The organism is Acinetobacter calcoaceticus (assembly GCF_051947995.1).
In the GTDB taxonomy this organism is placed as follows: domain Bacteria; phylum Pseudomonadota; class Gammaproteobacteria; order Pseudomonadales; family Moraxellaceae; genus Acinetobacter.
Genome location: NZ_JBLVVH010000016.1, coordinates 17,486 through 44,299, shown reverse-complemented (window position 1 = coordinate 44,299; position 26,814 = coordinate 17,486). Strand labels below are relative to the sequence as shown.

General features: G+C 44.9%; 31 protein-coding genes. 12 read left to right on the top strand and 19 right to left on the bottom strand.

Annotated features, from left to right (window positions below):
• Nucleotides 1-32 precede the first annotated feature (32 nt).
• The 4 genes from mnmC to ACNQO6_RS18015 are packed head-to-tail and all read right to left on the bottom strand — an operon-like array spanning nucleotide 33 to nucleotide 3,358.
• On the bottom strand, nucleotides 33-1,943 hold the full coding sequence (mnmC, locus tag ACNQO6_RS18030) for an FAD-dependent 5-carboxymethylaminomethyl-2-thiouridine(34) oxidoreductase MnmC (RefSeq protein ID WP_440209851.1): 1,911 nt from the start codon (nucleotides 1,941-1,943) through the stop codon (nucleotides 33-35).
• A 17-nt stretch (nucleotides 1,944-1,960) separates the two neighbouring features.
• The gene (locus ACNQO6_RS18025) at nucleotides 1,961-2,416 is read right to left on the bottom strand and encodes a hypothetical protein (RefSeq protein WP_440209850.1); all 456 of its coding nucleotides are present in this window, start codon (nucleotides 2,414-2,416) and stop codon (nucleotides 1,961-1,963) included.
• A 3-nt stretch (nucleotides 2,417-2,419) separates the two neighbouring features.
• Nucleotides 2,420-2,722 carry a YciI family protein gene (locus tag ACNQO6_RS18020; protein WP_202741462.1) on the bottom strand — a complete coding sequence of 101 codons (303 nt, stop codon included), beginning with the start codon at nucleotides 2,720-2,722 and terminating at the stop codon, nucleotides 2,420-2,422.
• A 24-nt stretch (nucleotides 2,723-2,746) separates the two neighbouring features.
• A complete protein-coding gene (locus tag ACNQO6_RS18015; RefSeq protein ID WP_005228564.1) occupies nucleotides 2,747-3,358 on the bottom strand; it encodes a septation protein IspZ in 612 nt (203 codons plus the stop codon).
• Nucleotides 3,359-3,403: 45 nt separating this feature from the next.
• On the opposite strand from ACNQO6_RS18015, the gene ACNQO6_RS18010 reads away from it, so the two are divergent.
• Nucleotides 3,404-4,255 carry a PHP domain-containing protein gene (locus tag ACNQO6_RS18010; protein ID WP_440209849.1) on the top strand — a complete coding sequence of 284 codons (852 nt, stop codon included), beginning with the start codon at nucleotides 3,404-3,406 and terminating at the stop codon, nucleotides 4,253-4,255.
• A 92-nt stretch (nucleotides 4,256-4,347) separates the two neighbouring features.
• Here ACNQO6_RS18010 and ACNQO6_RS18005 read toward each other — a convergent pair whose 3' ends face one another.
• Nucleotides 4,348-5,259 carry a LysR family transcriptional regulator gene (locus tag ACNQO6_RS18005; protein ID WP_440209848.1) on the bottom strand — a complete coding sequence of 304 codons (912 nt, stop codon included), beginning with the start codon at nucleotides 5,257-5,259 and terminating at the stop codon, nucleotides 4,348-4,350.
• Nucleotides 5,260-5,362: 103 nt separating this feature from the next.
• On the opposite strand from ACNQO6_RS18005, the gene ACNQO6_RS18000 reads away from it, so the two are divergent.
• A complete protein-coding gene (locus ACNQO6_RS18000) occupies nucleotides 5,363-6,409 on the top strand; it encodes an aldo/keto reductase (protein WP_440209847.1) in 1,047 nt (348 codons plus the stop codon).
• Between the two features lie 51 nt (nucleotides 6,410-6,460).
• Here the strand turns inward: ACNQO6_RS18000 and ACNQO6_RS17995 are convergent, their stop codons facing one another.
• Nucleotides 6,461-7,372, bottom strand: a complete 912-nt coding sequence (locus tag ACNQO6_RS17995; protein WP_343579370.1) for a bestrophin family protein — start codon at nucleotides 7,370-7,372, stop codon at nucleotides 6,461-6,463.
• Nucleotides 7,373-7,416: 44 nt separating this feature from the next.
• Nucleotides 7,417-8,139 (bottom strand): RadC family protein, encoded by a 723-nt coding sequence (gene radC / locus ACNQO6_RS17990; RefSeq protein WP_005283232.1) that lies wholly within the window; start codon nucleotides 8,137-8,139, stop codon nucleotides 7,417-7,419.
• A gap of 197 nt (nucleotides 8,140-8,336) precedes the next feature.
• Between radC and coaBC the strand changes: the two genes are divergently transcribed.
• From coaBC to ACNQO6_RS17960, 6 genes are all read left to right on the top strand, one after another.
• Complete coding sequence (gene coaBC / locus ACNQO6_RS17985) at nucleotides 8,337-9,593, top strand: bifunctional phosphopantothenoylcysteine decarboxylase/phosphopantothenate--cysteine ligase CoaBC (protein ID WP_009506095.1); 1,257 nt, start codon at nucleotides 8,337-8,339, stop codon at nucleotides 9,591-9,593.
• Between the two features lie 155 nt (nucleotides 9,594-9,748).
• Nucleotides 9,749-10,126: a cytochrome b562 gene (locus ACNQO6_RS17980; RefSeq protein ID WP_199950500.1), complete on the top strand. Its 378-nt coding sequence runs from the start codon at nucleotides 9,749-9,751 to the stop codon at nucleotides 10,124-10,126.
• Nucleotides 10,127-10,289: 163 nt separating this feature from the next.
• Nucleotides 10,290-11,135, top strand: coding sequence for a methylated-DNA--[protein]-cysteine S-methyltransferase (locus ACNQO6_RS17975; RefSeq protein ID WP_440209846.1), 846 nt, complete (start codon nucleotides 10,290-10,292; stop codon nucleotides 11,133-11,135).
• Complete coding sequence (locus tag ACNQO6_RS17970) at nucleotides 11,122-11,859, top strand: 2OG-Fe(II) oxygenase (RefSeq protein ID WP_440209845.1); 738 nt, start codon at nucleotides 11,122-11,124, stop codon at nucleotides 11,857-11,859. Before ACNQO6_RS17975 ends, ACNQO6_RS17970 begins: the two co-directional genes overlap by 14 nt.
• A gap of 4 nt (nucleotides 11,860-11,863) precedes the next feature.
• Nucleotides 11,864-12,109, top strand: coding sequence for an Ada metal-binding domain-containing protein (locus ACNQO6_RS17965; protein WP_309346311.1), 246 nt, complete (start codon nucleotides 11,864-11,866; stop codon nucleotides 12,107-12,109).
• Nucleotides 12,096-12,704 (top strand): alpha-ketoglutarate-dependent dioxygenase AlkB family protein, encoded by a 609-nt coding sequence (locus ACNQO6_RS17960; protein ID WP_440209844.1) that lies wholly within the window; start codon nucleotides 12,096-12,098, stop codon nucleotides 12,702-12,704. Before ACNQO6_RS17965 ends, ACNQO6_RS17960 begins: the two co-directional genes overlap by 14 nt.
• A gap of 51 nt (nucleotides 12,705-12,755) precedes the next feature.
• On the opposite strand, the gene secB is transcribed toward ACNQO6_RS17960, so the two are convergent.
• The 4 genes from secB to rsgA form a co-directional block, all read right to left on the bottom strand.
• Nucleotides 12,756-13,214, bottom strand: a complete 459-nt coding sequence (gene secB, locus ACNQO6_RS17955) for a protein-export chaperone SecB (protein WP_004655889.1) — start codon at nucleotides 13,212-13,214, stop codon at nucleotides 12,756-12,758.
• Nucleotides 13,215-13,262: 48 nt separating this feature from the next.
• Nucleotides 13,263-13,523, bottom strand: a complete 261-nt coding sequence (grxC, locus tag ACNQO6_RS17950) for a glutaredoxin 3 (RefSeq protein ID WP_004774456.1) — start codon at nucleotides 13,521-13,523, stop codon at nucleotides 13,263-13,265.
• An 11-nt stretch (nucleotides 13,524-13,534) separates the two neighbouring features.
• Nucleotides 13,535-13,951: a rhodanese-like domain-containing protein gene (locus ACNQO6_RS17945; protein WP_004655885.1), complete on the bottom strand. Its 417-nt coding sequence runs from the start codon at nucleotides 13,949-13,951 to the stop codon at nucleotides 13,535-13,537.
• A gap of 95 nt (nucleotides 13,952-14,046) precedes the next feature.
• Complete coding sequence (rsgA, locus tag ACNQO6_RS17940; RefSeq protein ID WP_440209843.1) at nucleotides 14,047-15,105, bottom strand: ribosome small subunit-dependent GTPase A; 1,059 nt, start codon at nucleotides 15,103-15,105, stop codon at nucleotides 14,047-14,049.
• Nucleotides 15,106-15,229: 124 nt separating this feature from the next.
• On the opposite strand from rsgA, the gene orn reads away from it, so the two are divergent.
• From orn to ACNQO6_RS17925, 3 genes are all read left to right on the top strand, one after another.
• A complete protein-coding gene (gene orn, locus ACNQO6_RS17935) occupies nucleotides 15,230-15,790 on the top strand; it encodes an oligoribonuclease (protein ID WP_440209842.1) in 561 nt (186 codons plus the stop codon).
• A gap of 126 nt (nucleotides 15,791-15,916) precedes the next feature.
• The gene (locus tag ACNQO6_RS17930) at nucleotides 15,917-16,651 is read left to right on the top strand and encodes a Bax inhibitor-1/YccA family protein (RefSeq protein ID WP_262476632.1); all 735 of its coding nucleotides are present in this window, start codon (nucleotides 15,917-15,919) and stop codon (nucleotides 16,649-16,651) included.
• Nucleotides 16,652-16,794: 143 nt separating this feature from the next.
• A complete protein-coding gene (locus ACNQO6_RS17925) occupies nucleotides 16,795-17,598 on the top strand; it encodes an enoyl-ACP reductase FabI (protein WP_202741455.1) in 804 nt (267 codons plus the stop codon).
• A 152-nt stretch (nucleotides 17,599-17,750) separates the two neighbouring features.
• On the opposite strand, the gene ACNQO6_RS17920 is transcribed toward ACNQO6_RS17925, so the two are convergent.
• Complete coding sequence (locus ACNQO6_RS17920; protein WP_440209841.1) at nucleotides 17,751-18,146, bottom strand: hypothetical protein; 396 nt, start codon at nucleotides 18,144-18,146, stop codon at nucleotides 17,751-17,753.
• 5 nt (nucleotides 18,147-18,151) lie between these two features.
• On the bottom strand, nucleotides 18,152-18,721 hold the full coding sequence (locus ACNQO6_RS17915; RefSeq protein WP_440209840.1) for a hypothetical protein: 570 nt from the start codon (nucleotides 18,719-18,721) through the stop codon (nucleotides 18,152-18,154).
• Between the two features lie 344 nt (nucleotides 18,722-19,065).
• On the opposite strand from ACNQO6_RS17915, the gene ACNQO6_RS17910 reads away from it, so the two are divergent.
• Nucleotides 19,066-19,482, top strand: coding sequence for a hypothetical protein (locus tag ACNQO6_RS17910; protein ID WP_440209839.1), 417 nt, complete (start codon nucleotides 19,066-19,068; stop codon nucleotides 19,480-19,482).
• Between the two features lie 27 nt (nucleotides 19,483-19,509).
• On the opposite strand, the gene ACNQO6_RS17905 is transcribed toward ACNQO6_RS17910, so the two are convergent.
• From ACNQO6_RS17905 to ACNQO6_RS17880, 6 genes are all read right to left on the bottom strand, one after another.
• Complete coding sequence (locus ACNQO6_RS17905) at nucleotides 19,510-20,910, bottom strand: efflux transporter outer membrane subunit (protein ID WP_440209838.1); 1,401 nt, start codon at nucleotides 20,908-20,910, stop codon at nucleotides 19,510-19,512.
• Nucleotides 20,911-20,921: 11 nt separating this feature from the next.
• On the bottom strand, nucleotides 20,922-22,913 hold the full coding sequence (locus ACNQO6_RS17900; protein ID WP_440209837.1) for a MacB family efflux pump subunit: 1,992 nt from the start codon (nucleotides 22,911-22,913) through the stop codon (nucleotides 20,922-20,924).
• A gap of 1 nt (nucleotide 22,914) precedes the next feature.
• On the bottom strand, nucleotides 22,915-24,255 hold the full coding sequence (locus ACNQO6_RS17895) for a MacA family efflux pump subunit (protein ID WP_440209836.1): 1,341 nt from the start codon (nucleotides 24,253-24,255) through the stop codon (nucleotides 22,915-22,917).
• Nucleotides 24,256-24,363: 108 nt separating this feature from the next.
• Nucleotides 24,364-25,194 (bottom strand): SIR2 family NAD-dependent protein deacylase, encoded by an 831-nt coding sequence (locus tag ACNQO6_RS17890; RefSeq protein WP_440209835.1) that lies wholly within the window; start codon nucleotides 25,192-25,194, stop codon nucleotides 24,364-24,366.
• 42 nt (nucleotides 25,195-25,236) lie between these two features.
• Nucleotides 25,237-26,232 (bottom strand): DNA polymerase III subunit delta, encoded by a 996-nt coding sequence (gene holA, locus ACNQO6_RS17885; protein ID WP_440209834.1) that lies wholly within the window; start codon nucleotides 26,230-26,232, stop codon nucleotides 25,237-25,239.
• Between the two features lie 9 nt (nucleotides 26,233-26,241).
• Nucleotides 26,242-26,751, bottom strand: a complete 510-nt coding sequence (locus tag ACNQO6_RS17880; RefSeq protein WP_005228615.1) for an LPS-assembly lipoprotein LptE — start codon at nucleotides 26,749-26,751, stop codon at nucleotides 26,242-26,244.
• Nucleotides 26,752-26,814: the final 63 nt, after the last annotated feature.

Genomic DNA, 26,814 nt, shown 5'->3' with positions numbered 1-26,814 from the left:
AAAAAATAATAAAGATTCAAACCTCTAAACACTTAACCTGAATAATATGGTTTTTTAGCTTTCACTTTCTTCTGGAAGCGTTGCGGATCCAATTTATCCAGTAACGGTTGTGGAACCGGACACAGTTCACCCAAGATCAATGCCGCCAGAATCTCACTACATAGTGGCGCAAACAAGAATCCTTTCGACCCTAAACCTGCAAAGCTATAGTTTTGCTCATGATTGTGGACTTTGCCGACCAGAGGAAAGTAATCCAGACTTTGGGCACGGACAGCGGCCCGACCTTGCCAGTGCTCTATAGGAGGTAACTGTTGTGCATATTCAGGGAACACATTGTGGATAAGTTCGTGGTTATGCACATGGTCTTCAGCCAAGACTTCGGCATCATCCCGATTGGGATAAAAAGATGCACCGAGAATCAAGTGTGAGGCATCCAGTTGCATGCAATAGCCGCCATAACTATAGGCCTGATCCAATGCTAAAGGTTGCTGGCTATTCTCAACCCAGCTGACTTGTCCCCGAATAGGTTTTAAAACCGGGTAGTTTTCAAATAGTTCAGCACTTTGTTTGGCGCAACAGACGATAACATGATCTGCCGTGGCGATCTGTTGTTGCTCCTGCCAAAGTTCAGTATGTGTTTCGAGCGAATTTAGGCGGGAAATTCTGACCGTTTTTATGCTGATATTTGGATGCTGTAAGATTTCGTCGCGTAACTGGTGTGGAGAAACTGCACCTGCATGATGTAGTGTCAAACTCGGCAAGTCTGTATGCGGGAGTTGTTGCTGTTCTGATGGTGCTGATAAAACACCTTCAGGATACTGTTCTGCCAAAGCCAGTAATTCGTCCGCATTTTTCAATGCCAATTGTTGTACCTGAATTGGCCTAAAAGCCTTAAAACGCGCATAAAAGTTGAGCGCATGCTGCCAGCTTAAGGTCATCAGGTGTTCAGGTGCCTGATCAATCGGGCATAGCTTGGGATTAAGCAGCGCCAGTGGATTGCCAGAAGCGCCTGCAAGCGGCTCATTTTGCTCGTATACGGTGACTTGATGACCACGTTGAGCAAATGCCCAGGCTGAGCTTAAACCTGCGATTCCAGCGCCAATAATCGCGATCTGGCGTGGTCCGGTGTTTAATCGGCTTGTATTTGCTTCGGTTTCGGTGGCAGGGTTCTGTTCCGAATTTATTGAGCCTGTTTCAGATGCTACAGTATCCAGCCAGATCGCTTTGAGCATTTCCCGTTTATGACCAAAACCACGCGGACGGCTAATCTGGATGCCATGTTGTTTCAGCCCACGTTTCAGTATGCCCGCAACGCTAAAGGATGCGAAGGTGGTTCCAAACTCGGACAAACGCACGATGTGATTCAGCACATTTTCTTGCCACATATCCGGGTTGCAGGAGGGTGCGAAGCCATCCAGAAACCAGGCATTGACCGCTTGTGTTTTGGGGATGACGGGGAAGATATCCTGTGCATCACCCAGCCATAAATCAATGCTGAAACGTTGTTCTGGAAAACTGAGACGGTGACAGCCTGCAATCGGCAGGGGATATTGCTGAATCAGCTGTTCGGCCAGTGGCTTTAGCTCAGGCCAGACATTCAGTGCGCGAATCAGGTCTGCTTTGCTGAGAGGAAACTTTTCTACACTGATAGCATGCAGATGGCTATGGTTATCTGGACGCACCTGTTGCCAGAGCTGCCACAGGGTCAAAATATTCAAGCCTGTGCCAAAACCGGTTTCTCCCACACAGAAGTATTGATAATCACTCAGTTGGGAAAGACGTTCAGTTAAATCATTACCGTTTAAAAACACATGGCGTGTTTCAAGTAAACCGTTAGCTTTGGAAAAGTAGACATCGCCAAATTGCTTGGAAATGGGAATCTCGATACCATCGACCCATTCCCAGTCCAGATCAGCGGTTTGTAGTTTTGATGAGAGAGACATAAATAAAGATGCTGGTTTTACCACTGACGACGGCGTTTGGTATAAACATAACTGGCAATAAAGAAACCGAGGATCACACCGACCGCAATGGTCATGGCGCCGTATAAAAACATTTGTGCACTACGTTCGCTTTGCAACACCTGAACCTGAACCGTTAAATTGTCATTTTTTAACTGTAGTTCCTGATTCTGTGCCAGTGCTTCAAGATTGGCATGCTCAAGTTGCTTTAAACGGCTGGCCTGATCCTGAATCATGGCTTTGACTTTAGCATCTTGCTGCTGTTTGGCTTTAACAATCTGTTCAGCCGTTAGCGGTTTAGCTGCTGTGGCAGTTGGGTTGGGGGTTGTGGTAGTTTTTGCTGGTGTGGCAGGGGCAACTGCTGTTGGGGCAGCAGTTGGTGTTGCAGGTTCTACCGCCCATGCACTAGAACTGAGTAAACTGAAAGCGAACAAGCTTTTGACTGCAATGTGCATGATTTACCCTTTTGGAAAAGCTTTGTTGAACGGTCTAACCTCAATATCTGAGTAGATCCCTTCTTTTAAAAATGGCTCTTCCTGAATCCACGCATCCAGTGCTTCACGACTCTCAAATTCAACAATCATGGTACTGCCCAAAAAGCCTGCCTGTGGATCATTGGGATCTTTAGGGTGTGCACCCGCAGCAATTAAACGACCTTCATCATCTAACTTTTGTAGACGTTCAATATGTTGCGGACGGGTGGCTAAACGTTTTTCCAGAGTACCTTCGCGATCAGTACAGGTCAGCACAAAATATGGCATGGCAGTAGCTCGATGATTTAAAATCTATTCAGTGGTTTTGAAATGTTTTCGTAAGAAAAACAGTATAGCAGCAAGGTAACTCAGAGAAACGATAATATCGCCAAAAGCTGTGAATTCGCCCCAATATTTTCCTTGCATATAGACAAAACCGAAGAAGAAATGCAAAGCAGCAAGCAAAAAGAATTGACCGCACCAGGCCCAGTTCAATTTGATCCAGCCTCTAGGGCTCAGCTCTAACATTGAACCTAACAGTTTCTGGATAATTGGCATGCGTTCTTTATTAAATAAAGGTGTCACTAAAAAGCCCAGACCAATCCCGATATTGATAATAATCGCCTTCATTTTGATGTAGGTGACATCGCTAAAAATCAGCGTGATGCCACCAAAAATGACCGACATGAGCACAATAAACCACTGCATTTTTTCCAGCTTGAATTTCTGGAAAAAGAACAGGCAGCCATAGACCACAAGTGTCGAGATCAGCAGGGCACAGGTCGCCACCAGAATATGGTTCTGGTCGGTATTTCCTGCGCTGCCCACCAACTGCAACAAGGGATGATGACTATCTTTAGGATCGGTGGTTTTATAAAAATAAAAGAAGATAATAATCGGAAGATAGTCGAGCAACGCTTTCATGTTACAGTACGATGATGAAATAGGTCAGATAGCATAATACAAACCATGTTCGGTGTCGATTTACATACCCATACGCTCATTTCCGACGGTACCTTCTCTCCTGAGCAACTGGTACAGGCTGCTGTTGACTTAAAAATACAGATACTGGCCGTGACTGACCATGACACCATGGATGGGCTGGAACGGGCGCAAAATTATGCACAAGATCATGATATTCAAATTATTTCTGGCGTAGAAGTTTCCAGTCAGTGGTCGAGACCCAATACCAAAAAGAGCTACGGTGTGCATATCGTGGCTTTAAATATGCAAGATGAAGCACCGATCAGGGCCATGCTGGAAAATCAAAAAAAAATCCGTGCGGAACGGGCCAAAGTGATTTGTCAGCTCTTAGAAAAATGTATCGATTTTGATATTTATCCTGATGTGATTGCCCAAGTGGACGGGGAGGCAGATCGGGTGACTCGCACCCATATTGCCAAAGCCTTAGTCGAAAAGAATATTGTGAGTCGTCCGCAGCAGGCCTTTGACCGTTTCCTGAAAGAAGGCAAGAAAGCCTTTGTCAAATTCGAAGGGGTGGGGCTGAAAGAAACCATCGAGATTATTCATGCCAGTGGCGGGTTGGCTGTTCTGGCTCACCCAACCCGTTATGATTTGTCGGCAACCAATATCCGTTACCTGATTGAACTGTTCGCTGAATCTGGGGGTGACGCAGTTGAGTTACCGCCGAGTATCGAGCCCGCTTCAACCCGACAGATGGTCGACCGGATGATTCAGCAATTTAATCTGGCGGTTTCAATTGGCAGTGATTTTCATGGCGATAATATGCCGTGGATCAAACTGGGACAAACGCCGCGAGTCAATCAAGGGCAGAGCGGAATTTGGGAACGTTTTCGATAAGTGGAACAATGAAAAAATTACAACTCTGCTTCATCGTTGTTTTATGGAGCATTCAATGGTTGTTTCATGGTTTTGCAGGACTTTAAATCCACTTAGATTTTAATTTGCCAATCAGCGTGATGCTGGAAGTAATTGCTTAAATAATCTAAAAAGCATTGCACCTTTGGCGGTACCAAGTCCCGATGCGGAAACACGGCATAGATTGCTGTGGCTTGTACGGGAAAATCAGGCAGCACCTGGACCAGTGTGCCGGTATTTAAATCTTCCACAACATGCCAGAGTGAATGATTGGAAATGCCTAAGCCCTGTAAGGCAGCCTGTCGAATGGCTTCACCCGAATTACTACTAAAGTAACCTTCGACACGGATCTGTTCAGTTTCACCCGCTTTATTCAGAAAGTGCCACTGGTCGGTTAAGCCATTGGCATGCTGTTGCAAAATACAGCGATGAGCCTTGAGATCAGATAAGCTTTCTGGAATCCCATAGTGTTGCAGGTAAGCGGGTGACGCACATAGCAACCTTGGATTTGAGCTTAATTGTCTGGCGATCAGACTGGAGCTTTGTAACTGTCCGATCCGAATCGCCAGATCCATGCCCTGGTGAATTAAATCAATGTTTTGATCATTCAGGTCCAGATGAATGTTTAGTTCAGGATGTAACAGCGCGAATTTGGCAATTACAGGCATTAAGATCTTGGTCCCGAAGATTGCGGAAGCGGTCATGCGCAATGTCCCGGAAAGGATATGATCTTTGACTTTTAATGACTCATGTAAATTGACAAAATTAGCCAGCCAGCTACGCCCATGCGTCAGTAGGGTGCGGCCCTCTTCTGTCAAGGTGAGCTTACGGGTGGTACGATGAAATAAACGCAATTGTAGCTGTTGTTCCAGGCGCTGCAATTTCTGGCTGGCGACTGATACGGAAATATTGGCATCTTGCGCGGCTTTGCTGATCGAGCCCAAGTCTGCAACCCGAATAAAAAACTGGAAATCTTCTGTATTCATTATCAATAAAACCAGAAAAGTATTTCCTGATTATTGTGGTTTTTTTAATAAACCCCTAGCGCTATTTTAGATCTTAAGCAAATACAAGTTTAAGAGAAGCATCATGAAATATCATTTTCTAGGAAACTCAGGTTTAAAAGTCTCGGAATTAGGATTTGGCGCGGGCACTTTAGGCGGGCAGGGACAAATTTTTTCTGCCTGGGGGCAGGCCAGCCAAACCGAGGCCAATCAAATGATTCAGGCGGCTCTGGATGCCGGGATCAATTACTTTGATACCGCAGATGTCTATTCGGATGGCGAGTCGGAGCGAATGCTTGGCAAGGCTTTGGCTTCAAAAAGACGGCAGGCAATTATTTCGACGAAGGTGGGTATTCGTAGCTCAGAGCATTTAAATGCTGCAGGATTTAGCCGGGACTATTTACTTTCCGCCGTAGAGCAATCGCTGACCCGACTCGGAACCGATTATATTGATGTATTGCAATTACATCAGTTTGATAGTTTTACCGCATTACCTCAATTGATGAAAACGTTGGATGAACTGGTACGCAGTGGTAAAGTCCGTTATATCGGCGTGTCTAATTTTGCTGGCTGGCAACTGATGAAAGCTCAGGCCATTGCAGAACAATATGGTTATGAGAAGTTTGTGGTCAATCAGGTCTATTATTCTTTAATTGGCCGTGATTATGAATGGGAGCTGATGCCTTTGAATGATGATCAACAGATCGGTGCAGTGGTGTGGAGCCCTTTGGGCTGGGGACGCTTAACCGGTAAATTTGATCGGGAAAATCCGGTTCCGGCCCAGAGCCGTTTGCATGATACGGCACAGTTTGCACCGCCTGTGAACGAGGCACATCTTTATCAGGTCATTGATGCACTCAAACAGATTGCAATCGAAACGGGTTATTCCATTCCCCAAATTGCCTTGAACTGGCTGTTACAACGTCCAACCGTTTCCAGTGTCTTGATTGGTGCCCGTAATCAGACGCAACTGCAAGAAAACCTCAAAGCAAAAGATCTTCAGTTATCGACTGAGCATCGGGTGCAGTTAGATCAGGCCAGTGCGATTTATCCACCCTATCCTTATTATCCGTACTGGAATGGACAGTTCACGGAGCGCTTCAAGTCTCTGGTACCCTCACAGTTTGTTTAAGCGATTGATTTATCATCCGAATAAAAATGCCCTCATTGGAGGGCATTGAAATTAAAGCAGGTTGTGATCTTGAGCCTGAATTGGCGGTGGCGTCGGGCGGCCCAACGTGCCGAGTAATTCGATCTCAATCGAGCGAACCATGGCATCAAGCGGTAGATCGTTACTTTGTGTGCCAAAAGGTTCTTCAATTTCAGTACTTAAGGCATCCAGACCAAGAAAGGTATAAGCTAGAATCCCCACCAGTAATGGGGTGGCCAAACCTAATAAGGAACCTAAGCTGAAAGGTAACATAAAGCAGAAGAAATACACGGTTCGATTCAGCAACACCGAATAGGCGAAGGGAATTGGTGTGTTTGCAATACGGTCACAACCGGTTTGCATTTCGCTTAAAGCCGCTACATGACGGTTCATCTGGGTATAGATAATATCCGAGATTTCACCCTCTTTCATGGCCTGTAACAGTTCCCACTGGATCAGGCTCAGCGTATATTGCGGAGCATTGTGCTGTTGGTAAAGCTGGGTCAGCGCCTGTTGGCTCAAGCCGCTGGTTTCCGTCAATTCGGTCGGATTTGCGGTTTGATGGCGCAAACGGTCTCGCAAAACATTGGCAAAGACAATTACATTTTGAATGATACGTTCCCGGCGGGCTTGGGTTAGAACACGACAGTCCCGGTCAAAATGACGGGCCGTGGCAATCAGAACACCCCAGAGTTTACGGGCTTCCCACCAACGGTCATAACAGGCGGTATTTTTGAAGCCCAAGAAAATCGACAGGACCACACCGATCAGGGTAAAGCCGACCAATGGAATTTCTGGAAAACGGTAAAGGCCGACATATTCAACACCACCAATAATGGCAGAGATCAGCATCACGAAGCCGAGTGAAGGTAAAATTTTGGGTAGAATCGTCCCACGCCATGAGAATAAAACTTTAAAAATATTCGGCTGGTCACGGACAATCATGTTATATGAATCATTAATTTTATGTGTTGATGTTCATGCCAGATTCATGCTTTGTCAAGACCAGATTGCCTGATTGGGGCAGGGTTGAGTAGTTGTTGTTCAGAAAAGGAAAAATGTCCTTCAGGCGAAATAATAAAGTGATCGATCAGGTGGATTTCCAGTAATTTACAGGCCTGTTTTAACTGCTGGGTCAGATAAATATCTTCGGGTGAAGGCTGGGCAATCCCATAGGGATGATTATGGGCCACCACAATCTGGCAAGCTTGCTGTTGTAATGCATAGCGTAAGGTCTGGTTGAGAGAAACAGTGCAGGAATGATGCGAGCCAAAAAACAGTTTTTTGAAATGCAATTTTCTCAGCTCTGCATCAAGGCAGAGTACCGCAAAGACTTCCTGCTTTTCTCCCAACAGTTCATAACGTAAATAGTCGAGCACCAGCGTAGAGGTATCCAGACAAAGTCGTTGCTGATGGAAATGATTATTCAGATAACGTCGCCCCAGTTCTTTGACTGCCATGAGCTGGGCATACTTGGTCGCAGCAATCCCATTAAATTGTGATAAGTCCTCAAGATTGGCATCAAATATCAAGTTAAGTCCGCCAAAGTGTTGAATCAAAATACGCGCCAACTCCACCGCAGAGTGCTGTTTCGAGCCCGAACGAAGAAAAATCGCCAACAGTTCGGCATCAGATAAGCTTTGTGCACCTTGAGATAAAAGTCGTTCTCTAGGACGTTCTTGCTCGGGCCAGGTTTTTATCGATTGATTCAATGCTTATTTTTCCCTTTGATTTTATTGTGATTATTATTTTTTTAGGCAAAAAGAAGTGCCAGGCGTTGCCTTTTGATTTTTGCCAGACCAATAATATTCTCTACCGCCAGTTCCACTGAAATGTTGAGGGAGCTACTTGGGTATCCACTTATTTAATGCTATTGTGAGCGCCACTGCAACAGTAAGGTATCCTGTTTGTGAGCTTCGATCTAAGTGTTATTCCCCATAAAAACATTATATTAGCGGTTACGGGTGGTATTGCTGCCTATAAAAGTGCCATCTTGGTCCGCCGTTTAAAAGATTTCGGTTTTGATGTCCGTGTGGTCATGACACATGGCGCGCAAGCATTTATTACCCCTCTTACTTTTCAGGCGCTGTCTGGAAATCCGGTGCATACCGAACTGCTTGATCCTGAAGCCGAAGCCGGTATGGGACATATTGAATTGGCACGTTGGGCCGATCTGGTTCTGGTTGCACCTGCCAGCTGTGACAGTATTGCAAAATTTGCCAATGGTTTGGCGGATGACTTGCTCAGTACGCTCTATCTGGCAACCAAAGCACCGGTCTGGGTGGCACCAGCCATGAACCAGCAGATGTGGGCGGCGAAAGCGACACAACGCAATCTGCAAACGCTGGTGGAAGATGGCGTGCATGTGATCATGCCAGATGCCGGTGAACAGGCCTGTGGTGATGTGGGGTTGGGCCGTATGCCTGAGCCTGAAGATTTGGCCCGTCAGGTCGCGGCCTATTTCCATAAGGCACAACGTGCGCTCGCTGAAAAATTTGGCCTGTTGGCTGGAAAGCGCGTCACAATTACTGCAGGACCGACCCGTGAAGCGATTGATCCGGTGCGTTATATTTCAAATCATAGTACCGGTAAAATGGGCTTTGCACTGGCAGCTGCTTGCTATGCCGCAGGGGCAAAAGTGACGTTAGTCGCTGGACCTGTCAGTTTGGATACGCCGAATGGTGTACAACGCATTAATGTCAGTTCAGCCATGCAGATGCTGGATGTCAGCATGAATCAGTTGAAAGAAGGGTGTGACATCTTCATTGCAACGGCAGCTGTAGCGGACTATCGTGTGGCACAGGTTGCAGAACATAAGATTAAAAAAGCAGGTGATGAACTTGCGGTCGCATTAGTGAAAAACCCGGATATTGTGGCAACGATTGCCCAGCAGGAGGAGCGCCCATTTATGGTCGGCTTTGCCGCTGAAACACAAAATGTAGAAGAATATGCTGCAGGTAAACTGGTAGCGAAAAAACTGGATATGATTGCCTGCAATGATGTATCACGTCCTGACATCGGTTTTGCTTCAGATCAAAATGCCATGACCGTGTTCTTTGCCCAGTCTTATCATATGAAAAAGCGTGAGCTGGAAAAAGCATCGAAACAGGAGATTTCACAGCAACTGGTTGAATCTATTGCTGATGCTTTACGCCGTCGTTTATAAACGAGGGAAGCAATCTTTTTTATTAAAATGCAACGATTTCGTTGCATTTTTTATGTATGCTAAATCTGCAATGTGCTTTGTACTCTGGATGTCAGCGACAAAGTTCTTGTAGATGACAAATAAAGCATAGCCACAGTTTTTGATAGGATATCCTGATGATTAAAAAAACTTTAGCCACCGTTGTGATGTTGTCCGCTTTTGCATTCAGCCATACGGCAATGGCTGCGGGTTTAGAAGATGACATGAAGGCGCTGGGCAAAAATTATAAAGCGTTTAACCAAGCTGCAACGCCACAGGCCGCAACAGCAGCTTTAGATAATATGCGTACTGCTGCGACTCATTCAAAACAGTATAAATTGGCGCCGAATACCACTGAAAAAGTGCCAGCCTCTACCGCTTTATTTGACCAAATTATTGTAGAAATTGATAAAGCCAAATTGTTGGTTCAAGCCGGTAAGCTGGATGATGCCAAAAAGCAAGGTAAGAAGATTGCTGAATTACGTGATCAGGGGCATAAGTATTACACCCACTGATCCATCAGTGACGGGTAATAACTGAGAGGGCTGTGCTTAAACAAGTGCAGCTTTTTTATTGGGACTTAGGTTGGCAGCATAAAGCTGAGACTGAGCATGATTCAGATTTTCACTGGGTGGCAAAGTTGCTACAGTGAAAACAAGAATGATGAGAGGTGATGATATGTCCTCACAACAACGTAATTATGAGCGTATTGCCCAAGCGATTCAGTACATCCAGCAGAACTTTCAGCAACAACCACAACTGGATGAAGTGGCTGCGCACATTCATTTAAGTCCTGCCCATTTTCAGCGTTTATTTACCGATTGGGTCGGCACCAGTCCTAAAAAGTTTTTACAGTATATTAGTCTTGAACATGCCAAACGGATTTTGAAACAGGAACAGGGCAGTATTTTTGATGCCACCTTTGCCACAGGCCTGTCCAGTACCAGTCGCTTGCATGATCTGTTTATCCAGATTGAAGGCATGACGCCGGCCGAATATAAACATGGTGGCCAGAGTCTGGCCATCCACTATCAATTTGCAGAGACCTTATTTGGTGAGGTCCTGATTGCATCTACACACAAAGGTATTTGTGCACTCAGTTTTGTCGATGATCGGGTAAAAGCGTTAGCCCAGTTAAAGATGCAATTTCCTCAGGCCGCTTTTATTGAACAGGTTGATGCCTTTCAGCAAAGTGCTTTGGCCTTGTTTCAAAAAGACCAGCAGCAATTGGCTGAAATTAAACTGCATTTGAAGGGCACCGAGTTTCAGCTCAAGGTGTGGCAAAGTCTGCTCAAGATTCCGATGGGACAGCTGGCCACTTATGGTGAGCTTGCCAGAGCCATTGAACATCCCAAAGCAGCACGGGCAGTAGGCACTGCAATAGGCAGTAATCCTGTGGCATTTCTGATTCCCTGTCATCGGGTGATTCAGTCGAGTGGCCTGTTTGGCGGCTATGAGTGGGGGAGCGTGCGGAAAACAGCGATGATTGGCTGGGAAGGTGTGCAAAGCCATGCCACAATCTGAACAACAGCAGATCCAGACGGTGATCGATAAGATTCAGGCTGCAGATTGGGAGTTGATCACAGAGCAAATCCACCATCAGGGATTTGCCTTGATTGAGCAGGTATTATCGACCGAACAGTGCAAGCTGCTGCAACAGTTGTATCCACAAGCGGAGCTGTATCGTAAAACGGTGGACATGCAGCGTTATCGTTTTGGTCGAGGTGAATATAAATATTTTACTTATCCGTTGCCCAATCTGATTGAACAGCTACGCCATGAGGTCTACTCCCATCTGGTGCCGATCGCCAATGCATGGTTTCGGGTTCTGAAGATAGCGCAAACATTCCCGGCTTCACATGCTGAGTTTTTACAGCGGTGTCATCAACAGGGGCAAACGCTGGCAACGCCACTGATTTTGAAATATGAGCAGGGTGGCTTTAATACACTTCATCAGGATTTATATGGTGAGGTGTATTTTCCTCTACAACTGGTGATTGTATTGAGTCAGCCGAATGTGGATTTTAGTGGCGGGGAACTGGTCTTTACCCAACAAAGCCCGAGAGCTCAATCCAAAGCCATGGTGATGCAGCCACAGCAAGGAGATCTGTTGATTTTCACCACGCAATTTAAGCCAGAAAAAGGCAGTCAGGGCTATTATCGGGTCAATATCAAGCACGGGGTCAGTCCGGTACTGCACGGTCATCGTTATAGCCTCGGGATTATTTTCCATGATGCGGTGAGTTAGTTTGATGTGGCGACATCTTGAATTAACACAGACCGAGTTACATCAGAAACTGAAACAGCAACAGATTGTATTTGCAGGCAATGCACAGCTTAAAATTTATGGCCAGTTGACCTGTGCCTCGGGGAAGCGCATGCTGAAAAACAATCGGGTATTTTTCTTGAATGAAGATGAAGCGATAGCACAAGGCTATCGTCCTTGTGGACATTGTATGCGGCAAGCCTATAAGAAGTGGAAAGATGCAACTATTTGATATTGAAGCTGATCCTGAACTGAATTATTTACCCTATGATGGCACGGTACAGTACTATGGCAAAGTGCTGCAGACCGCGGCGGCAGATTATTATTTTGATCAACTAATGCAGACCATTGCATGGGAAAATGATCAGGCACTGATCTTTGGAAAATTATTGACGACTAAACGCAAAGTGGCGTGGTATGGAGATCGGCGCTTTGAATATACCTATTCCAATATGAATAAATATGCCTTGCCGTGGACACAGGAATTAGTTGAACTAAAACAACTAGTCGAAGAGTTAACTGGTGAGACCTTTAATTCCTGTTTGCTGAATCTTTATCATTGTGGTGAAGAAGGAATGGCATGGCATAGTGATGCGGAAACGGATCTCAAAAAAGATGGGGCAATTGCGTCTTTGAGCTTTGGCGCAGAGCGGAAATTTGCTTTTAAACATAAACAGAGCAAAGAAAAAGTCGAGCTTTATTTGGAGCATGGCAGTTTATTGGTGATGAAAGATACCACCCAGAGTTATTGGTTGCACCGCTTACCACCGACCAAAAAAGTCAGTACCGCACGGATTAATCTGACCTTTAGAACCATTGTGGCTTAAGCATAAAAAAAGGACTGAAAAATCAGTCCTTTTTTATTACCGTAACAGTAATTATGCTTGACCTTGCGCGTCTGCATCCGCTTGGAGGCGTTGCATGTTTGCTTCAAATTCAGCATCAAAGTTGATTGGTGTAAGAAGCAATTGCGGGAAGCTACCCTTTGTCACCAAATCATTGACCGCTTCGCGTAAGAACGGGAACAGGATATTCGGGCAGTATGCACCCAAGATGTATGGAAGACGGTCTTCTTCAACACCATCGACCAGGAAGATACCTGATTGAGTTACATCAACGATGAACGCAGTTTCATTTTCGTTGTTCGCTTGAACCACAACTTTTAAAGACACTTCATAGTGTGTTGGATCAATTTTTTCTGCAGCAGAAGATAAATTGATGTTGAGTTCTGGTTGCCATTGCTTGGTAAATACTTGTGCACCAGGAACTTCAAAAGAAATGTCTTTGGTATAAATACGTTCTAACGCGAGTTGTGGTTGAACTTGTTCTTCGCTCATTGTTTTTCCTTAAATCTCGGATGTGTTGTTAAGCTAATAGATATGCTGTTAAGCCAATAATTGGTCGAGTTTACCTTCACGCTCTAAAGCATAAAGTTGATCAAAACCACCGATAAACTGATCTTTAATAAAAATTTGTGGCACTGTACGATGATTGGTACGTTGCATCAATTCAATACGAACTTCTGGTGCTTCATTGGAAAGATTAATTTCTTTAAAAGCAACACCTTTACGCTCAAGTAATTGTTTTGCACGGACACAGTACGGGCAAGAAAGGGTTGAATAGATGGTGACGTTTGGTGTTGTCATGTTATCTCTCCTTAAGCTTTGGTTTTGCTTTTAACTAAAGGTAAGCCTTGCGCTTTCCAGTTGCTAATCCCACCGTCTAGACGGTAGCTGTCAGCGTGACCTACTTTTTGTAGTGCTGAACCAGCAACTTGCCCTAAGTTACAAATGAAGACCAATGGACGATCACTTGCTTTTAATTCATCAACATGACTGGTGATCTGGCTATATGGAATGTTACGGCTACCGCTGATGTGACCATCGCGGAAATCTTTACCATCACGTAAGTCGATCAAGATGGCATTTTTTGCCTTGACCAAGATACCGAGTGATTGTGGTGAAATTTTACGACCATTGCGTTGTCCTTCCAAAATAAAGAACAACACGATTAACACGCCGAGCGTACCAAACAAGAAGGGGTGATTCCCCATAAACTCTAACCAGCGTTCCACAAGTCACCTAAAATTAAAATACAAAATTGATCCTGAGTATAACTTATCTCTATGGTGATCAAAAATGTTAGTTCAAGGGGAAAAGCCCAACAAAATTAACTTTTTTGCTGCGCTTCCTGAATTTCATCCATTAAACGCAGATAACTGTCCAGGCGTCTTGGTAAAATTTCACCTGCTTCAACCGCTTGTTTCAGTGCGCAATTTTTCTCATGAGTATGGGTGCAATTCCGGAACTGGCAAAGTCCCAGATGTGTTTCAATCTCGGGAAAACCGGTACGTACCTTTTCCAGACTGAGGTGCCATAGCCCAAATTCACGGATTCCGGGAGAATCAATGAGTGCGCCGTTTGTTCCAAATTTGATCAAACGAGTCGAAGTGGTGGTGTGTTGACCGAGAGCCGAGTTTTCTGAAATCACATTGGTTTTCTGTTCCGCATCAGGAACGATGGTATTGATCAATGAGCTTTTACCGACGCCAGACTGTCCAACGAACGCAACAGTTTCATTGTCCAAACGTGCAGATAATGCCGACAGGTCACCACGTGACTGACAAATCAGGGTTTCATAGCCTAGGGCTTCATATTCACTAAGCAAGGTGAGAATCGGATCATGTTCAGTCAGCAAGTCCGATTTATTCAGCACCAGCAGCGCTGGAATATTGGCATCGGCACAGGCCACCAGATAGCGGTCGATCAAGGTCGGTGCGGGCTCGGGTAAAGGCGCAAAGACAATCACGATCAGGCTGATATTGGCAGCAACCGGTTTGACCTTGTGATAACGGTCGGGGCGGGTCAGTAAAGATTGTCTTGGATAAATCGCAGTGATAATACCCAAACCTGTAATCGGATCAGCTTGCCATTTCACCCGGTCACCTGTGACCAACAGTTCTAGGTTGGTACGGGTGTGACAACGCCAGATGCTGTCCAGTTCAATCGGTTTCCAGAACGGTTCCGGCTCACCCTCGGCCACTTGTGGTTTTTCAGGATGCTGTTCAGGCACAGACAAGGCTTGTACTTCGAGTTGACGACCATAATGCTGAACAACCAGTCCATCTAAATCTTGTGACGTGTCAATGTCGTCCTGACGCGATTTATGCTGTTTCTCAATACGACGCTGCTGTTGTTCGGTTAAACGACGCTTACGAATTAAAGCCATTCATATCCCAAAAAATCCACACTTTGAAGATCGCAAAAATAGCATGAAGCCGCTATAGAATTACAGCCAAGATGTAATTAATTTGCTACTATTGATGTTTTTAAGCACTTTAGAATTGCCATCCATGAGCAGCACCCCTGATACACGATTAATTTGGATCGATCTGGAAATGACCGGTCTTGATACCGATAATGACAAGATCATTGAAATTGCAACAATTATTACAGATGATCATTTAAATATCTTGGCTGAAGGGCCTGTTTTAGCGGTACATCAATCTGATCTGATTCTAAATGCAATGGATGAGTGGAATACCAAGCAACATGGTCAGTCTGGCCTGATTGAACGTGTGCGCCGTAGTAAACTGACTGCGCAGGATGCGGAACAGCAAACCCTCGAATTTTTAAAAAAATGGGTCAATCCAAAATCTTCACCGATGTGCGGTAACTCCATTTGCCAAGACCGCCGTTTCCTGCATCGTTTGATGCCTGAACTGGAACAATTCTTCCATTATCGTAATCTGGACGTATCTTCGGTAAAAGAACTGGCGAAACGCTGGAGACCCGAGATTATGAGCGGTTTAAAGAAAAATGCGTCGCATTTGGCAATGGATGACATCCGTGATTCGATCGCAGAATTAAAATACTACCGCGAATACTTTTTTATCATGAATCACGAAAAGTAATCGATGATTGAGTGATACATACAAGGAGCTTAGGCTCCTTTTTTAATGCGCTAAAAATATTTGGGCTTGATCAAAAAATCGCTTAAACTCGGGTTTTAATAGCAAACTATAAAAAAGAGAGCGTACATGCAAAGTACTAACCCCATTTTAACGCGGGTAGAAACCTATCAAGATTTGGCTACGCCAATGACTATTCAGGGTGCGATTCAAAAATCTGTACTGTTAACAGCGATTGCTGCTGTTTTAGGGATGGGTTTATTTTTCTACTGTGCGATGACCGCGAATTTGTCGGTTGCCTACGCTGCAACGATTATTGGTGCAATTGGTGGTTTCATTCTGGCACTGGTGACCACATTTAAAAGCAATACCGCACCAGCTTTAGCGATTCCTTATGCCTTGTTTGAAGGGGCTTTTCTAGGTGGTGTATCGTTTATTTTCCAGTTGAAATATCCAGGTGTTCCGTTACAGGCTTTATTGGCAACCTTCGTCACCACTTTGGTGCTGTTTGCCTTATATAAATTTCAGATCATTCGTGCCACTGAAAAGTTTAAGGCGGTTGTGATTTCGGCATCGATTGCGATTGCCTTGGTATTTGTGGTGCAGATCATTTTGCGTTTGGCCTTTGGTTCGAGCATTCCTTATATCTTTGAAAGTAACTGGTTGGGAATCGGTTTTGCTGCTTTTGTTGCAGTAATTGCCTCATTAAACCTGATTCTGGACTTTGACCTGATTGAAACGGCGGCTGCACAACGTGCACCCAAAGCATTTGAATGGATCTGTGCCATTGCCTTATTGGCGACACTGGTGTGGATGTATTACTCATTCCTGCGTTTATTGAGTCTGCTTCGCGGTGATGATTAAGTTCTGATTTTAGTGAAAATACAAATCGTCTTCAAAATGAAGGCGATTTTTTTATGCAAGATTGTAAAAAAGATGGATTATGCAATTCCGCAAGCGCTGGAATCTTGGCATCATGTGGTGAAAATTTTTCGAGTGAGAATAAGATGTCACAAGGACTTTTAGCTGGTAAACGTTTTTTAATTGCCGGTATTGCAAGTAAATTATCGATTGCTTACGGTATTGCTGCAGCCTTACACCGTGAAGGTGCGGAGCTTGCGTTTACTTATCCAAATGAAAAGCTGAAAAAACGTGTCGATGACTTCGCTGCACAGTTTGGTTCAACTTTGGTTTTCCCTTGTGATGTTGCTGTTGACGCAGAAATTGACAATGCCTTTGTCGAGTTGGCAAAACACTGGGATGGTCTGGATGGTGTGGTGCATTCAATTGGTTTTGCGCCAGCGCATACGCTTGATGGTGACTTTACTGACGTAACCGACCGTGACGGTTTTAAAATTGCACATGACATTAGTGCCTATAGCTTTATCGCGATGGCGCGTGCGGCTAAACCATTATTGCAAGCGCGCCAAGGTTGTTTATTGACTTTGACTTATCAGGGTTCTGAGCGTGTGATGCCGAACTATAACGTGATGGGGATGGCGAAAGCATCACTTGAGGCAGGTGTTCGTTATTTAGCATCAAGCTTGGGTGTAGATGGTATTCGTGTGAATGCAATTTCTGCAGGCCCAATCCGTACTTTGGCCGCTTCAGGCATCAAGTCTTTCCGTAAAATGTTAGATGCCAATGAAAAAATTGCGCCACTCAAGCGTAATGTGACCATTGAAGAAGTGGGCAATGCAGCATTATTCCTTTGTTCGCCGTGGGCTTCGGGTATTACGGGTGAAATCATGTATGTTGATGGCGGCTTTAATACTGTTGGTATGAGCCAGTCAATGATGGATGATGAATAATTAGATTGCTCTAAATTATTTGATAAAGCCGCTTTTATAGCGGCTTTGTTTTTTAAGGATATAAGGCAATTCAAAATTATAACTCTTCGCTCACTGATTAATTCCGAACGCAGAGATTAATTTATCTGTGAGCAGCAACTTGTTAGAAACCGTTAACTTAGTTTTCTTCTCAATAAAAATAATTTAAAAACCAACACAAACATGTAACCGGCAAGTGCAATAGATAATATAGTTACGAAGCAGTACGCCGTTTGGACAGCATCGTATCTATAGAGAGCATTCTCACGCGAAGAATAAATTAAGAATGATTCTTTGATGATTTTAATAGCGTCCGGCAGAAAAATAAGCGCTACTGAAAGTGTCATTATCGCTACTGGTAAGGCTTTAGTTAAAATAGTGGTGGTCACTAATTGTTTGGCTGCCACGTTATCTTCGCTATGGCTCTTAGGTGATATTTCGATGGACTTCGAAATATCTCCATACCAAAGACTAAATAGAATTGCCGAAATTGCCATGAGCAAGCTTGATGCTGAAAGTAAATCGCTCATAGGAATCACGGATTTGGCGTCACGTTAAACTTAGTACAAAGATGATTATAGGAAGAAGGTGATATTTCATAAGTAGATACACTTCCTCTTTTCTTTCCAACAGGGGCAAGACTACCATCAATATCAGCAAGAGTCTTATTCAATTCATCGACTACGTTTTGGCTATTAATAACTACAGTATAATCTTGAGTATTATTCTCCCGAGTAGCCGCCAATAGTGATGAACTAAGAGTTCTTTCGATGTGCGGCTTTAATTGATACTGATACTTTGAAATCACTGATCGGATAAGCGATCTACTCTCTGTCAATGTTGTTTGAAATAAGCTACTGACTGTACGTTCATCGGGGATTGCACCATTGAATGCCGTTTCGATGAGCAGTAGCAACCGATATTCAAGCAAATCGCTCCCACGTTTAAATACCTTCTGCCCACGAAACATGGCTAAATATTCTTGGATAGAGGCAGCAAGGCACGAATTAAGACGAGTATTTAGATCGGCAACGTCGCAACCTAATATTGCAGATATTTCGTCTTTCTCTGTTGTTGTAAGAGTCAGAGTAGTGGTTATTTGCATATTTATCTCCCTGTGATTTCTAACTACAGTTACACGGTAAATTTGCCGCATAACCAAAATAAAAGCATTATAAGTAATTGGATTTTTTATCTTAATTTCGGTGTCTTTTTATGAGCATATAAAATATGCAATATCTACGTCAATACAAAAACGATGGAAAACATTATTTAATAATTTTTTGATTTTATGGTCAATTTAGGAATTAGCAATATATAAAAAATAGTAAATTATTTGTCATCCCATCCTTTATATGCTAATTAATGCGGGTTTTTGTTTAATCGAAAATTCTAAATAGAATGTCGATAAACATATTATTTTTTAGCTTTAGGGGTAGGTCAAAAAGCGTGAAGAAAATAGCTGTTGTTTTAGGATTAGTCACTCTTCTTTCACTTCAAGGTTGTGCTGCAGTGATGGCAAGTAACCAGCCACATAAAAAGAATATGGCGGTTTTGGAGGTAGGGAAACATCGAAATTATGTGATTTCTGAATTTGGTGCACCAGTTACATCAGAAACCGTAAATGGTGAACGTAAAGAGATTTATACCTTCCAGCAAGGCTACTCAAAAGCAGCCAGAATCAGCCGTACGCTCTGGCACACGACTGCAGATATTGCCACCATTGGTCTATGGGAAGTGATTGGCTCTCCAACCGAGATGTATTTCAATGGTCAGAAACTTTCTTATGAAGTTGTTTTTGATGATCAGGACAAGATTAAACGTATTCACCAGATCCAGAATAATCCAGAGCTGGTGAAAGAATAATAAAAGAACAAAACAATAGCGCTAGGACTATTGTTTTGGTAGTTCTTTTACAGGGCTGCCACCCAATGCTTGCATCAAGGTCACATAGGCATTGTATTGATTCTGCTTGGTTTCAACCAAGCTGAGCCGTGCATTGCGTGTGGTTTCCTGCGCATCCAGCAAGTTCTTTAGGGCAATTGCACCATTGCGATAACGCACTTCGGTCAAGCGCTCAGTTTTATCAGCCAGCTCGACATTGCGTTGTTGCAGTTGAACTTGCTGATTCAGTTGAGTCCGATTGGATAAGGCATTTTCCACATCGGCAAAGGCCTGATACAGCGTTTGGCGATATTGAGTGATGGCCTTTTCATACTCAAGATCACTGATCGCAATATCTTTCTTCATATCGTTATATTGCAGGAAAGGCAGACTTAAGCTCGCACCCAAAGTTAAAGCAGGGTTCTTTAATAATTGGGTCAATGAGGTACTGGTAGAGCCGAGACTTCCGGTCAGGTTAATCGACGGATAGTAGCTGGCTTTAGTGGCATCTTTGGTGGCTAAGGTTTTACGCAAACGTAATTCAGAGGCCTGCAAATCTGGACGGCGCGATAAAATATCGGCTGGTAAGCCTACCGCGATACTTGGCAAAGCATTGCGCGGTAATTGTGCAGGTTCCTTGATATTCAATTGTTGTACAGGCTCATGCAGTAAAACCGCAAGGGCAGTAAGGGTTTCAACACGTTGTTGTTCAATCTGGCTTAGGCTGGCTTTCTGGCTTTGTACCGATTGCTCTGCCTGAGTCAGATCCAGACCAGACACGGCACCCGCCTTATATTGCGACTGCACTAATGAATAGGTTTTTTGGGTTGAGGCCAAATTTTGCTGAATAGTTTGATAGCGCTCATTCAGATAGCCCAATTGCCAATATAGTTTGGCTGTTGTTCCAACCAAGCTTTGAGCAGTGGCTTGCAAGTCTTGTTCAGTGGCTAAAGCTTCCCAGCGGCTGGCTTCGGTTTGGCTGGCCAGCTTGCCAAATAAATCAAGTTCATAGCTGACCCCCGCACTGGTGGATAAACCACGATCAGAACCATCGCCTGAATTTAGGTTATAACTATGACCGGTGGAAACGGTAGAGCTGGTACGAAGGCCTTGTTTATTTGCAGTCAAATCTGCCTGTAAGCGAGCCTGTTTCAAGGTGATGCCTGCCACGCTTAAATCACTGTTTCTCGCCAGAACCTGATCGACCAGTTGATTTAACTGGGCGTCATTAAATAGGGTCCACCATTGATCGGTCAGATTCACCTGTTTATTTTTTTGTGCATCGTACTGGAACTGTTGTGGTACTTGGACCGTTGGTGCGTTATAGGGTGTTTTGACGACTGCAGAACAGCCTGCTAGGGAACCGGTAAGAACCAGTGCAAGTCCTAATTTTGTGAATTGAAAAGACATACTCAAATTCCTTACTCTCTCGCTAAAGCCGCAACCGGGTCGAGTTGTGCCGCATTTCGTGCTGGCAAGAAGCCAAATACAATACCAATCAGACTTGAGCAGACAAACGCTGCCACAATCGAGGTGGTTGAATAACTCATTTCAATCACGCCTTTGGCAAAGTGACCAATAATCTGTCCAATCCCTAAAGAGAGCAGTACACCCAGGATACCACCCAATAAACACACCAGAATTGCCTCGATCAGGAATTGCTGCAAAATATCGCTTTGTCGCGCACCGACCGCCATACGTACCCCGATTTCTTGAGTCCGTTCGGTCACAGAAACCAGCATAATATTCATCACGCCAATACCACCCACTACCAAAGAAATGACCGCAATCGCTGAAATCAGTAAGGTCATGGTGGCTGTGGTTTGCTGGATGGTTTCACGAATACTGTCCGAGTTCTGGGTAAATACATCCTGTGCGCCGTGACGCTGTTCCAGCAAGGTCAGGATTGCATTTTCGGCAGCACTACTTGGATATTCGTCTTTAATGCGCACAATGATGCTACGCACATTGGATTGACCCAGCATACGGCTCATCACCGTCGAGTAGGGCAGATACACGTTCAGGCTGTCTGAATTTCCCATAAAGCCTTGTTGTGCATCAATCACCCCAATAATACGGCTGGGTACACTGCCCAATAACAGCACCTGACCGACAGGGTTGGTGCCATCGGCAAAGAAGGTTTTTTCCGTGTTGGTATCAATCACCACATCTTGCGCACGTTGGGTTACGCTGGCCTTATCAAAAGGCTGGCCTGATTTAAAGGTCATACCGCGGACATAGAAGAAATCCGAGCTGACGCCATTTACAGTCGCCGCAGCTTCAGTATCTTTATAACGCAGTGTCAGACTGGTATTGGCTGATGGGCTGACCCCATCGACATAGGGCTGTTCAGCCAAGGCTTCGGCATCGGCAGGTACCAGCGTTTTGGCTTGTGAGGTCCGCGAGTTATCACCAAAACCACGTCCTTGATAGACGGTGATGGTATTGGTCCCGAGACTGCTGATATTTTCCAGAATTTGCTTTTGTGAGCCGTTACCCAGTGCCACGACCGAGACCACGGAGGCAATCCCGATAATGATCCCGAGCATGGTCAGGAAGGTTCGCATCCGGTGCGCATTCATGGCAAGTAAAGCCATACGGAATGCCTCACCGAGACGGTCAAAGAAAGAACGCCAGGCTGAAGTTTTCTTCTGTGGGGTCCGTTGCAGGGTCTGATGTTCTAAATCTTGATCGGCATGTTCCGGCACATTGGCACGGTCTGAAATAATATTACCGTCACTAATCTCGATGATACGGGTCGCATTTTTCGCCACATTCAGATCGTGTGTAACCAGAATAATGGTATGACCTTTGGCATTTAGCTCACGCAAAATGCGCATTACCTCAATACCACTGTTTTTATCCAGTGCGCCTGTCGGTTCATCGGCCAGAATCACATCACCGCCGTTCATTAAGGCACGGGCGATAGAGACACGTTGCTGTTGACCGCCTGAAAGCTGGCTTGGTCGATGGTGTAAACGCTCTTCCAGTCCCAGTTCTGATAATAACTGGGCAGAACGTTGCTGCCGCAGATGACTGTCGACGCCTGCATAAATGGCAGGAACTTCAACGTTACCTGAGGCACTTAAATCGCCCAGTAAATGATAGCGCTGGAAAATAAAACCAAAATATTCACGGCGTAATTGGGCCAGTTCATCTGGCTCTAGCTGGCGTGTTTCACGACCGTTGACCTGATAGCTGCCTGCGGTAGGTTTATCGAGACAGCCCAGAATATTCATGAGGGTCGACTTACCTGAACCGGACTGCCCGACAATTGCAACCAGTTCACCTGCATAAATCTTGAGGTTGATGCCTTTCAGGATCTGCACAGTACCTTCACCCGCAGGAAACTCACGGGTGAGGTTGCTGACCTCAAGCAATGGCTGTGATGAATGTGTTTGATGTTGAGTCATATTACATTCTCATTGCACGTTGGTTGCTACGTTTTGCGCCTTCATTGGAGTTATCAGAGGCATCGGCAATCACCACCTGATCGCCTTGTTTCAAGCCTTTCAGTACTTGTGCAGTGACACGGTTGTTTAAACCGATCAACACAGGTTGTGGTTGAGCTGTACCATCGGCCTGTAACACACGAACCATACCGGTAGAGGCTTTACCTTGTGCAACGAGTGCTTTTTCTTCTTCACTCAGCTCTAAGCGTTTTGGACGTTGCGTTTTGTCAGCATCGGTTTTTTTCGACTGTTCTGCTGATCGATTACCTTGACCCCCCTTGGCACTACGATTACCGCGTTGAGTCTGGATCGCTGCGGCTGGAATGGTTAAGGCATTTTTGGCATCAGCAAGCACGATGTAAACCTGAGCCGTCATATCAATACGAAGTTTGCCATCTTCATTCGGTACATCAAATAATGCGTTGTAGTACACCGCTGCATTCGAAGTCGATGAGCTGTTACTGCTGGTGGTTTCGGTATTGATCGAGTTTGGTGCTGGTTCAACCTGACGTAATTTTGCGTAATGTTTCTTGTCGCTGTTACCTAGAGTCGTGAAATAAACGGTTTGGCCTTTTTCAACCTTCATGACATCGGCCTCGGAAATCTGTGCCTTAATGGTCATGGTATCGAGCTTTGCCAGTTTCACAATGGTTGGTGCGGTTTGATTGGCGTTTACGGTCTGGCCTTCTTCAGTCACGATCGCCACAATGGTCCCGTCCATCGGCGCCACAATACGGGTATAGCCTAAATCTTCTTTGGCGGTTGCGAGGGTTAAGCGAGACTGTTCAATCTGTGCATTGATCGATGCAATTTGAGCTTGCGCCGTTTTAAAGTTTGCCAAAGCCGCTTCCAGTTCAGCACGAGAGGTTGCATCTTGACTGTACATAGCCTGTTGACGCTTATATTCGGCTTCGACTTTGGCCAGATTGGCCTGTTGTACGGCCAGTTGTGCCTGTTGGTTTTTGATGTTGGCTTCGGCAGTTTTCTTTTCATTTTCCTGGCGAATCGAATCAATTTGTGCAATCAGCTGACCTTGTTTAACCTGATCACCCAACTGGACATACATCTTTTTTACCTGACCTGATACCTGTGCACCCACGCTCACCATCTTGGTGGCTTCGAGTACACCCGTTGCCAATACCGAGTCTTCAATATCTCCGCGAGAAACTTCGGCACTGATATATTGTGGTGCTTGAGCTTTAGGCTTAAAGAACATCCATCCGAGTGCAGCGATGATCAGCACAGCGAGCGCAATCAGGATGAGTTTACGAGGCTGGATTTTTTTAGTGGTTGTTTTTGGCATGGCAACAGGTCAAAAGTAAGAAACTGCAGCTAGTATAAAAGTGAAATAAGGATAAAGCGTGAATATTTTTAATCTGGAATGAGAATTATTTTCTTTTTTTCTGCTGAGTTATTCTATAAAAATCTGATAAATACTGCGCGCGCCTTGTTCAGCACAGGTGGGAAGGGCAACACCACCTGTTGAAGGTAATGCAAATTCTCTGGGATTAATTCGAATCAGGTGAGGAGCAAAACACTCGCTAAAATAACGCACGGTTGGTATCGCCGTACCTGCGCCCAGTTCGATGACAACAGGTTGATGATGGTCTTCTAAAAAAGTCGTGAGACGATGCATCTGTTGTTTTTGACGCTGGCTGAGCCACGTATCATCATTAAACATCAGGATATTTGGACGTGCCAGATGGTCACAGTGCGGGCAGCGTGGCAGTTGTCCTTGCCATTGGCAATGCTGATGATCAATTTCTGGTGTTAATTCATCTGCCGACCAGATATCGGATTCACAGGCTGCAAGGCATTGCAGATGGTGAATAGAGCCATGACATTCATAAATGTATTGTGGATCAAAGCCTGCTTTTTGAAATTGTCCGTCTACATTGGACGTAAATACAAAATAGGGCAGTTGCAACTGTTCAGCCAAACTTCTGAGGAGATGAAAGCCTTGATGGGGGCGGGTGTGCCGATAAAGAGCCAGGCGATGTCCATAAAATCCCCAAGCCAGACGGGGCTGCCATTGAAACGCGGCTGGATTGGCAATTTCAGTAAAATCGAGACGCTGCTTACCGAGTTCAGGATAAGCTTGCCACATGCCCTGATTGCCGCGAAAGTCGGGTAGACCAGAATCGACACCCATGCCTGCACCTGCACTAATGATCAGGCTATCCGCCCGTTGAAACAGGTTTTTTATATGCTCAGCTTGCTCAGGATCGAGTTGAAAAGACATGTGAATGCCTGTTGTTATGACGATGAGATGGATTATCTGGTTTTAAGCGGGCTGGGCAAATAGCGTTGTTCCACACAGTTCACTCAAGGCCTGTAGCATCAGGTGTTCGGCATTTTCTTTTGACATGCCTTTAATCGATGCGTCAATCCGTAATAATAAATCAGGCCAGTTTAAAAAATGTCTCGGATTCAGGCGACGTAAAGCCTGTTGATATTGCGACACTTTGGTTTTCCAGATGCCGAGCTGAATCGCATTGTGTGGTTGCTCGAACAGCTGCATCAATAAGCGCATTTCCTTGCTTAGTGTCCACAAAATCAGGCTGTCAGGTTCGCCTGCAGCAATCAGGTACTGATAAATCTTCACAGATTGAGCCAGATTTCCTGCAAGTAGCGCATCACTTAAATCATAAGTGGTATAACGCGATTGATCCTGCAAGCAGGCATAGAGCTGTTCAATCTGGATCTGTTGAATGTCGGGGAACGTATCCGCAACCCGCATCAAGCTATTTTTGGCTGCCAGCAAGTTATGTTCATGATGCTGCATCAGCCATTGCCAGGCATCATTATTGAGTTGGATATTGAGCTTTTCTGCTTCAATGGCGAGGATACGCTGTCGATCTTGCGGATAGGTTGCCGTAAGCGGTACCACCACACCATTGGCTTCAACCACCTGAAAAAAGGCTGACTTTAAACTGCTACTGTCCTGTTTGGGTAGAACGATCAACAACAGGTTGTGTTCATTATGTTGAATATAGCTTTTAAGCTGTTTTAAGCCATTGGCATCCGGTTTGATATTGCCATGCACTTCAATCGCCAGTTGTTGAGAGAACAGGGACAGGCTATTCAGTGCATTAAAGACATTTTTCCAGTCATTGACACTACTGATGTCGTAGCGCTGGCGTTCAACTTCTTGTTGTTGCCAGCTTTTACGAAATGCATCCAGCAGGTTTTGTTCAAGCAGCGGTTCTTGTCCGTGCATGATCCATGCACCGCGAGCTTCATTGACACGTTTTAAGGCTTGAACATAATCCAGTTTCATAAGGCGTGATTATGGCTGGGCTTTAGGTAAACGGTTGGCCGCAATTTGACGTGTGATCTGCTGCGCCACATCATCAATCACAATACGGTTCAGATACGCTTCTTGCTGGTTATCGGTGTTTACCGTTGCCACATCGTACTGGTAAGTACGCGAAGCGGTAAGTGTACGCGGTTCGGTAATTTTACGACCTTGGCGATCTTCGATCTGGAAGGTTACGGTCAAACGCAGTAATACTTCGGTTAATTTACCGTTGAGGAGCTGACGGCGAGGAGTATAATCCAGAATGCGCAGCACATAGGCATCATTGGCATTGCTGAGTTGTACGCCTGTGGCACTGAGGTAAATACTGAGTCGGTTTTCAAGTTCACCGGTATTGGCAGGCAAGGCTAAAGACAGCTTGTTATAGACCAGCGGTGCTGCTGTTGGGTTACTTCCTTTTAAATGAAAGCCACAGCCGACTAAGCCTGCACTTAGGCCTAAAGTGAGAACGATAGCAGCTGCACGTTGCGCTAAGTGCATATTGATTCCTCTATTTATTCATCTTCCCTCAGCCCTCTTTTCAATTGAGGGAACCTCTCTTTT